7 protein-coding genes are annotated in these 9,095 nt (G+C 34.0%); 4 read left to right on the top strand and 3 right to left on the bottom strand.

Translation table 11 applies throughout. The annotated features are described in order from the left end of the window. The coding region (gene tnpA, locus VCHSUH03_RS02395) for an IS200/IS605 family transposase (protein ID WP_105093941.1) at nt 1-349 on the top strand (349 nt) is incomplete at its 5' end. Nucleotides 350-541: 192 nt separating this feature from the next. Here the strand turns inward: tnpA and VCHSUH03_RS02390 are convergent. Continuing rightward, complete coding sequence (locus VCHSUH03_RS02390) at nt 542-2,491, bottom strand: DUF2075 domain-containing protein (protein ID WP_105093940.1); 1,950 nt, start codon at nt 2,489-2,491, stop codon at nt 542-544. Between the two features lie 158 nt (nt 2,492-2,649). Here VCHSUH03_RS02390 and VCHSUH03_RS02385 point away from each other — a divergent pair, with 158 nt between their 5' ends. The 3 genes from VCHSUH03_RS02385 to VCHSUH03_RS02375 all read left to right on the top strand — a co-directional run bounded on the left by VCHSUH03_RS02385 (nt 2,650) and on the right by VCHSUH03_RS02375 (nt 7,320). Then, a complete protein-coding gene (locus VCHSUH03_RS02385; protein ID WP_105093939.1) occupies nt 2,650-3,585 on the top strand; it encodes a restriction endonuclease in 936 nt (311 codons plus the stop codon). Next, on the top strand, nt 3,586-5,022 hold the full coding sequence (locus VCHSUH03_RS02380) for a DNA cytosine methyltransferase (protein ID WP_105093938.1): 1,437 nt from the start codon (nt 3,586-3,588) through the stop codon (nt 5,020-5,022). Between the two features lie 1,035 nt (nt 5,023-6,057). Continuing rightward, nucleotides 6,058-7,320 (top strand): hypothetical protein, encoded by a 1,263-nt coding sequence (locus VCHSUH03_RS02375; protein WP_105093937.1) that lies wholly within the window; start codon nt 6,058-6,060, stop codon nt 7,318-7,320. A 265-nt stretch (nt 7,321-7,585) separates the two neighbouring features. Here VCHSUH03_RS02375 and VCHSUH03_RS09665 read toward each other — a convergent pair whose 3' ends face one another. After that, nucleotides 7,586-7,636, bottom strand: coding sequence for a hypothetical protein (locus tag VCHSUH03_RS09665; protein WP_420917989.1), 51 nt, complete (start codon nt 7,634-7,636; stop codon nt 7,586-7,588). A gap of 242 nt (nt 7,637-7,878) precedes the next feature. Then, nucleotides 7,879-9,090: an L-lactate MFS transporter gene (locus VCHSUH03_RS02370; protein ID WP_105093936.1), complete on the bottom strand. Its 1,212-nt coding sequence runs from the start codon at nt 9,088-9,090 to the stop codon at nt 7,879-7,881. Between the last annotated feature and the right edge of the window lie 5 nt (nt 9,091-9,095).

Genomic DNA, 9,095 nt, shown 5'->3' with positions numbered 1-9,095 from the left:
ACGTGAAATATTGAGACGTTTATGTGAATATAAGGGCGTCAAGATTATAGAGGGGGAGCTTATGGCTGATCATGTGCATATGCTAGTATTAATCCCACCTAAAATTTCAGTATCATCTTTTATGGGATACTTAAAAGGAAAAAGTGCACTAATGATGTTCGATAAACACGCAAACTTAAAGTATAAATTTGGAAATAGACACTTTTGGTCCGAGGGCTATTATGTTAGTACAGTAGGTTTAAATGAGGCTACAGTAAAGAAATATATACGTGAGCAAGAGTTACATGACCAAATGAAAGATAAACTTAGTGTAAAAGAATATGAGGACCCTTTTAAGGGTAGCAAGTAATACATATCCCCTTTAAGGGGAACGTTACGAGTCAATGGCTATGCGGCTTGAACGTAGTGAAAGCCAGCGCCTTTAGACGCTGGCCTAGTACTACGGGCTTATAGCCCGTGAGCAAACCACCCGTTTTACGGGTGGTTCTGATTATATATGTTACCTTTATGGGTGACATGTACTACAAGGACATAACCATTATTAATTGCTACTGTTATTGTCAGCAGCTTTAGGCTGTGATTCTAAAAGTATTTGTGCATTATTATAGGTATAACTTAATTGATGCCTATAGGCTAATTTAAAATAGTTAGCTAACTCTTTATTTGTACAATAGATATAACAACCTTTTTGCCCACGCGTCATCAATGTACGATATGTATTTTTGACAATTTCATTAGCAATACGTTGTGCTTCTTCAGAATTCTCTTTAAAAAGCTTCTTAATACCTTTTATGGACTGGTCAGTTTTAGCGCGTTTATTAATATCTACAATGAGTTTGCCGTTTTCATAACGTAAATCATCACCAATAATTACACCTACATATTCAAATTCAAGGCCTTGAGTAGTATGAATACATCCAGCTTCATTAATAGAGTCTGGGTCTATTGCATATGTGGTAGAATTTCCTAAGTTCCAACTGATTCCAAAATTATGTTCTGGAATTTGAATGTCTTTTACGAGAGTCGTTGTTCGACCTTCTTTTGGCCAGTTCCAACAATATCCTGCTAGAATTCGAGATTTATTATTTATTTCATTTTTTGATTTTATAGCATCATACATTTCATTAGGATTATCATAGATTCTAAAATCATAATCGCCTTCAAAACCATCATAGTTTGCAGTTTCGGCAATTTGAAGAACATTGTCTAGCCAAGCTAAATAACCGTCAGAGCCATTACACCGGAATTGAGATTCTAAGGCTCCTTCATAGATAAGTGCTTTATGTTCATGGCTAAACTTTAATATCTTATCGATAGTACCGGAATCTTTGAAGGTAACACGCTGATTTCGATCAATAAAGAAGACACTAAATAGAGATGCATTAATAATTTCTTTGATTTGATCTTCACCTTCATTTTGGTACATTCCAGATTTTTCACGTAGTCGATGAGCTTCATCGACAATTGCAATTTGAAGTGCATTTTTAGAACGTGTATGGAATGTACTACTACTTTGAAATAGTGCTTTAATCTCTGTTTTTTTTAATCCTTTTTGTAGTATGGCACTATATACATTTCGTGGAGCAGCATTTGAAGTAATATACTGTGCCATGTAACCACTATGAATACATTCTGCCAATAAATTTATAGCCACAACACTTTTACCGGTACCTGGACCACCACGAACAATATAAACGGTCTTTTTATTATTCTTAATAGCCTCTAATGCAGTACTCTTAATTCGTTCGAACTCAACTTTTTGATCATCGATAAGTACAAACTCTTTATTACCCTGTAGCATACTTAATATAGAATCTTGTAGAGCTTTAGATGGTCTTAATTTACCATGCTCTATTGATTCCATAATGTTTGTAGTGTCAGGCTTAGGAATATACGTTTTTATAAAATCACGGAGTCTATCCATTTGTCCCAATGTAAACATTGGAGATATATCTAGTATTCCATGATAAATAGGATCTCGCAATTCTGGTGAAATACTTTCATCAAAGTTATGTAAGAAGGCACATGGATGAAGCTCAATAGGTCGATTCTGCACATCTTCATTAAAGTTTTCAATGAGACTACAGTAGGACCAAGCTTGATAGGAGGGATGCGTTGTTTCACGAATACCACCACCAAGATAGGTAGATACAATATTATCTTTATCTGTTATTTTGAAAGCTTCACTCCATTGTTTTAATTCGACAATGACTACATGTTCTTTATTTTGCTGATCCAATCCTGTAATAATAAAGTCTACCCGTTTTTGAGTATTTGGAACAATATACTCAATCGCAACACCAGCTAAGTCTGGTATGGCAAAATCACGCATAACATTAGCCATATAAGATAAAGAAGTTTGCCATGAATGAATCTCAGATTCACCAACACGACGATATTTTTCTGTTAACGTTTGATGTAATTTTTTTACCAAGATACCTTGCTCGAAATCCTGGATGAATGATTTCTTTGTAGATGAGTAGATTAGCATGGATTTACCTTTAATTATAAATATTTACAATATACGCTATATATTATACAGGAATTTATACTCATAAAAAATCAGTGTTATAGTGGGTTTTAAAACATAGATATTTGTAGTAAAATTAAAAAAAGTCGAACTAGCTTAGGAAAATGAGGGTTAATAGCATGGTAGATAATAAATTTAAAATTATTTCTAATGAGCGTAAAATTCATAGTAAAGCCTCTGAAGAATATTTAATGGTTAATTTTAATTATGATGGAATGATTCAGGAACGTTGGGTACCTGTTGAATATCGTAGAACAGGTATTTCTATTCAACCTGATGAACATGAAAAGTTATTAATGTACTTAAATAGTCTTTATGAGGAATTAAAACCAGAGAATTATTCTAAGTGGTTGGAACAAGAGATGAAATGGTGGGATGAAGAGAAGAAAAATGCTGGAGTTACTCGAGAATTTTTCAGTGCTTTATCGGATGGTCAATGGAAATGTCAAGCGTGTGAACTTCCTCAAAATCCTAATTGGGCTAGAAGAATTCAAGATTTAAAGGAGTTTGGCTATACAATAGCTACAGATATAAAGCGATATTGTGAAAAGTGTCAATCTAATAAGACTCATTTAATGTTACTTCCGGTTAGTCGATTTATAAATAGTGGAAATGGATATGAAACATGGAGCCCTAAATTAAGAAATCGGATAGTGAAAACGCTTAATCACTTTGATGCTTTTGAGGCCAAATCATCAGCACATTGTTTGCCTGATCATAAATTTTCGGAAATACGATGGGATGAGAATACCAAAAGTGATAATCCCGATAATATGAGTGAACAAGAAATTAAGGATAAATTTCAATTAATAAGTAATCAAAGAAATCAACAAAAACGAGAAGTGTGCCGATCTTGTTTTCAAACGGGTAAACGTGGAGTTATATACGGTATACCATTCTTTTATAAAGGTGATGAAAATTGGGACTCTAGTATTCCTATAAAGGGGAAAGCTGCTGAGTCTGGTTGTGTAGGTTGTGCTTGGTATGATATTGAGCGATGGAGAGATGAACTCGTTAATGTTATTAAACAAGCAGCTGATTTAAAGGAGAAATAAGTGAATAAAAAATTTAGTGTTGGTAGTATTTGCTCTGGTATAGAAGCTGCATCAGTTGCATGGAAGAACCTTAATCTTAAATTTGAATGGTTTTCTGAAATTGCAAAGTTTCCTTCTGCTTTACTGGCTGAAAAATACCCTGAAATTTGTAATGTTGGCGATATGAATAATATTCCTCAGTTATTAGAGGCTCATGATATTGCTTTACCTGATATTATTTGTGGGGGAACTCCATGTCAAGCTTTTTCTTTAGCAGGATTAAGAAATGGATTGGATGATGAAAGGGGAAATTTGACATTAAAATTTGTTGACATTGTAAATAAAAATGATGAGTTAAGAATTAGACAGGGGTTACCTAGAGCGGCTGTGTTATGGGAAAATGTTGAGGGTGTACTAAGAGATAAAACTAACGCTTTTGGTAGTTTTATAGCATACTTAGCTGGACTTGATGATGTTTTGTGTGTCAAACATCATAAATGGCCATCTGCAGGGGTTCTTAGAGGGAGAAAACGGAATGTTGCTTGGCGCATTATAGATGCACGTTTTTATGGGTTAGCACAACAACGAAAAAGACTATATGTTATTGCTACTGATAAAAGTATTAATCCAGAAAATATTTTGTTTGAGATTCAGAAAACTATTAAAAACACAATAGAAAAACCCCCAGAATTAAGATTTAAAAAAAATGGCTCTACTTTTGAGGTTTTCAGAGAATATACGGACTGCCTATATTCCGCATATGGTACAAAATGGAACGGAAATGCTGCAGCTTATAATGGGTCACTATTTGTTGTTCAAAACGAGAGAATCAGAAGACTTTCACCCTTAGAGTGTGAGCGGTTAATGGGGTTTCCTGATGGCTACACAGATATAAATGGTGCACGTAAAACAAATAGATATCAAGGTCTAGGTAATTCTTGGGCTGTTCCTGTTATAGAATGGATTGGGACTCGTCTTGTTAAAGAGTTAAAATTAAAAAAAGAATCTATTTTTAATAATATTGATATTAGTAATTATGATATTTCTTTAAATAACGAATATAGTTTTTTTTCGTTTACAAATGAATACATAGAGTTAGATAATAATTACTTTATAAATTATGGTACTAAAAAAGGGGAGTGTGAATATACATATTTACCAGAAATTATTTCTGATGATGCTCCGGAGGATATATATATATCTCCAGTCGGTTGTTTTGGTATATTGAGACGTAAAATGGAACGTAATATAAAGATTAATAATCGTCTCGAAAAGGTTTTATTTTCAATTGCATCACAAATGACACCCGAAGAAATAGATAAGCGGTCAAGAGTTCAAAAACGTGGAGTATTAGGGACGAGTCATGTATTAAAACATGGCGATATAATGTCATTTCCTGATAAATTTAATTGTGTTCAAGATTCTTTATTTAATTCAGTGACAACAAAAAAAATATAAGATTAAAATTTTATTTAAACTAAATAATAATTCAAATTCAATAGTAAATAGTATTTTAGTGAAGTGGAATTAAACACTAAAAGTTTTATATATAGATGCCAATTTAATGCTATCCATTGATTAAAGTAGAGGGAAAACTTTATATACACATATGTAATTACGAAATATGATTGAATACTTAGGTTTTAAAGATTTAAATGAGTACATTAATAAATCGGTATGGCTTAACAGCGAAATTTCTAAATCATTAAAAACATAGAATAGAAAAGAGGTTCCTAACATCGCTTCTGTGATGCTAGGAACATTTTAGGCTATCATTTGTGTATCGATGTTCAATTATGTCACAATATACAGAATATAGTTAATACTTATTAAGGAGAGCTTATGTTAAGAAAATCTTTTGTATTGGGCAGTTTAAATACTGTCCTGTGTCTTAGTGAGGGGTAAATGCCAAAGAGTTAATAGGCTTTTGATGAATTTGATAACCAAAGTATTGATAAGAGTTTAATTAGTGATAATTTAGTTGTACCTATCTTTGCGGTTTGAGATAGATTTGTAGGTGAGGGGGACTCATTTATATGATGAAAAATATGGAAGTAGAATCTCCTAGATTTAAAGAACTTTATGCTATTCGTATGTATAATGAAGATTTATAAATGAAACAGGGAAAGAAATCATACGATTTCTTTCCTTGTTTAGATATGATATAATTTATATCAAAGTGAGGCATAAATGGTTTCGACGCCAGACTTCGCTTCTAGTAATTTGAAATTGAAGAAACGGTCTGACTTCTATGTCGGGCCTTTTTTCATACGTTCTCTCACCGCCAATCTCTAGAAGATTAGCAAAGGCTGGACCCATTTAGAGGCCTCAAGTTCAATATAGTGCTGTTAATTATAAAAGTAAATAGATTAGAGGTTCCTAATAGTCACCTAGGTGACCAATAGGAACCTTTTTCGCTTTGTAATCGTATTCATAATTATGTTCTTATTATGTTACAATACAGTTAAAATTACTTTTTGTGGAGAGATGTATATGTTAAAACGATTATTATTAAGTGCTATTGTATTGAGTTCAATTTGTGTATCTTGTCATGCTATAGATGTAGACCTACCTGGTGCAAACTCCAAAATACCTGAAGATGAGTATAAAGATTATGTATATCTTAGTCCTAAAATCGCATTGGAGCAAATTGCTAGTACACAGGCTATGATTAATCAAATTAAAGCTGATGGTACTTTTGAAAAATTAAAAGAATGGCGTAAGATATCTGATGATGCTGAATTGGAGAAAACGTTACGCCATGATTTTAAGCAGTTTATGACGCCAATAGATGGACAAACAGAAATAATAGAACATACAGAAAATAGTGGGATACAGTTCACAGTTCCATTTTCAAGTGTATTTAAGATTCAAAATAGTGAACATAACTATACCTTAGAAGGTCTTACTGGCAGTACATATGTCGCTAGAGATTATAATGTTGTTGAAAAAGGTGGTTCTGAAAGAACATTTATTTATAAAAAATTAGATAATACAAAATATTGGAATCTAAATGTTACTAATTTGGATAAATCAAATCAAGGTACTATTGTAGGCATTACTTTTACAAGCAAAGATAATCCTAATACTAGTCATAGTATTGGTACGTATGTTGCAGGATCTGAATCAGAGTCAGAACGTAATATAAAAGCGAATAGAATTCTTGCCAATTATGTGTTGCCTTCGGTACGTTCGTTGAATAGACTTAACGAATTTTCTACTATTACGATGTCGAAGAATTTACAGTATCGGGTACTAAATGGTTCAACTCGTACAGAATCGACAGATAAGGACAGTATATATGAATCTAAATCTTATACTGTAACGCATAAAGGACCACATGGAGTAAATCAAGTCCTTCAGATGATTCCACTACATGATAAGCAACAGCATTTTTTATTGAATGCCAAACCAGATGATCCATATAACTTTGAGACCCATATTGAGTATATTAATTCTTTATATGGTCATACCTTAAATAAAGAGATTAGATTGTCTCGGATTAGTAAAAGCTTCGTCTGGTTTGATGGTATTCCGGGGTTATTATTGGATTATGAATTATCTAATGGAGAGGGTAGATTAGAATTTATAACACGCGATAAGGACTATGAATATCGTCATATTGTTTCATATCGAGTAAATGGCTATTATACTTTGGAGCAACTAAAAAATATGTTGTTAGATGTAAAGTTGTTAAATACTGGAGATATGTATAATAGAGATATTGACTTATTTAATCTAAGATTAACGTCTTAGCTTATCTTGAATTGCAATAAGTAATAAAATAGTAGAGCCTAATAAACATATATATGCCTATTTGGCGTACAATGATAACAGGGAAAGAAATTCTTCAATTTCTTTCCCTGTTTAGATATGATATAATTTATATCAAAGTGAGGCATAAATGGTTTCGACGCCAGACTTCGCTTCTAGAATTTAATGTTGAAGAAACGGTCTGACTTCTATGTCGGGCCTTTTTTCATTGCCACGATTAGAAAGCTAGCTTTCAGCTAGAGGTCAATCACTTTGCTGCCATGATAATGGTCGCTATAAGTATGCCAAAGGAAATCATCAACGATAACACTTTGTATGTACTCATATTGATCACCGCCAATCTCTAGAAGATTAGCAAAGGCTGGACTCATTTAGAGGCCTCAAGTTCAATATAGTGCGGTCAAAAATAAAAGTAAATAGATTAGAGGTTCCTAATAGTCACCTAGGTGACCAATAGGAACCTCTTTCGATTTGTAATTAATTTGGGGGATTTTGGTTGTGATAATTCATTTACAATTTTTATTGTACTAGAATTAAGTATCAGTTATGCAGCCCTCGTTTGCCGAATATTTTTAAGATTATAGCAATTATTGTATTTAATACGAATAGAAGAGCAAAGCATATTAAGGCAGTAGTATATCCATATCCTGCTTCGTGAAAGTATGATACGAGCATAGGACCAACGATGCCTGCTAATCCCCAAGCCGTTAGAATACGGCCGTGAATAGTGGAGAGTTGGCGTATACCATATAGATCTGCAAGATATGCTGGCATACAGGAGAAGCCACCGCCATAGCAGGTGATAATAAGAAGGATTAAAATTTGGAATGTGAGGGCACTATTGGTTTGGGAGAGTAAATAGAATGCGATGATTTGTATAATAAAAAACAGTATGTAAGTTTGCGCTCGCCCAAAGTAATCGGAGATAGTAGACCATGCAATGCGACCTCCACCATTGAATATACCGATGATACCAACTAGTGATGCAGCTGCTGCAGGTGTCATACCAATGGTTTCTTGTGCCATAGGGGACGCTAAGGATAGGAGACCTATACCACAGGTAATATTAACAAAGAAGATCCACCAAAGGGCACCGAATTGCCAAGTTTTCATAGCATCATTGGCTAGCATACCATGGTTATGAACATACATAGTGGATTTATCTTTCGTAGTTCGAGTAGGTTGTTTTTGTTGCGGTGCTTTCAAATAAAGCGAAGAGGTGCTCATAACTAGGAGATAAATTATGCCGAGAATAATGAAGTTATTCACTAAGCCTACTTGAGCTACAAGGAATTGCATAAGCGGTCCTGCAATGAGTGAAGCAAATCCAAATCCCATAATAGCTAATCCCGTAGCAAATCCTGGGCGCTTAGGAAAATATTTTACGAGCGTAGATACTGGTGTTATATAACCAATACCTAGTCCGATGCCACCAATGATACCATAGAAAAGATAGAGTAAGGTAAGATTATGAATGCTAAGAGCATAGGCCGTACCAAATAGGCCTGCCACCCAGAACACCATGGAAAGAAGTCCGCTTTTCTTAGGACCTATTTTTTCTGCAAAAGATCCTAAAAAGCCTGCAGACAATCCAAGCATCAGAATAGCTAAGGAGAAGGTCCATGTCGTTTGTGACATGGTGAAGCCCATATCAGCCATGATAGGTCGTGTAAGCACGCTCCACGCGTACACACTACCGATGGATATATGTAGACCAATAGCTGCTAGTGCAATAAGCCAACGATTTCTCATAAGAA

The sequence above is a fragment of the Veillonella infantium genome (assembly GCF_002959895.1).
Taxonomy (GTDB): domain Bacteria; phylum Bacillota; class Negativicutes; order Veillonellales; family Veillonellaceae; genus Veillonella; species Veillonella infantium.
The sequence above is the reverse complement of the archived record's forward strand: the minus strand, read 5'-3'. Positions and strand labels throughout refer to the sequence as shown.